At 47.1% G+C, this 435-nt stretch carries 1 protein-coding gene; it reads left to right on the top strand.

The window, feature by feature from the left end; genetic code table 11:
• Positions 1-435, top strand: a 435-nt coding sequence (locus tag BTA35_RS16885) for a magnesium transporter MgtE N-terminal domain-containing protein (protein ID WP_139363725.1), incomplete at both ends; no start/stop codon positions are given.

Genomic DNA, 435 nt, shown 5'->3' with positions numbered 1-435 from the left:
ATCAACCGCGGCTTACCTGCACAGGATGTTGCACATCTATTGGAATCGTCACCACCAAAAGAACGTGACTTGCTTTGGAGTATGATTGAAGCTGAGTTTCGTGGTGATGTACTGCAATATCTCACCGATGATATTCAGGCGATCTACCTGAACCGAATGAATCCTGAAGAGTTGTTGGCAGCAACCGAAGGCTTAGATACGGATGATATTGCTGACTTATTACAGCAGCTGCCCGATACCATTATTAAAGAAGTCTTGGTATCAATGGATACCCAAGACCGCCACCGCGTTGAGGCTGTTCTATCATACCCTGAGGACACCGCTGGCGGCTTGATGAACACCGATACCATCACAATTCGTCCAGATATTACTCTAGACGTTGTGATTCGCTATCTACGCCGCCACCAGTCTATACCAGACTCTACCGACTCATTG

The sequence above is a fragment of the Oceanospirillum linum genome (genome assembly GCF_001995095.2).
In the GTDB taxonomy this organism is placed as follows: Bacteria; Pseudomonadota; Gammaproteobacteria; order Pseudomonadales; family Halomonadaceae; genus Oceanospirillum; species Oceanospirillum linum.
This window is presented reverse-complemented; position numbering and strand designations above follow the sequence as displayed.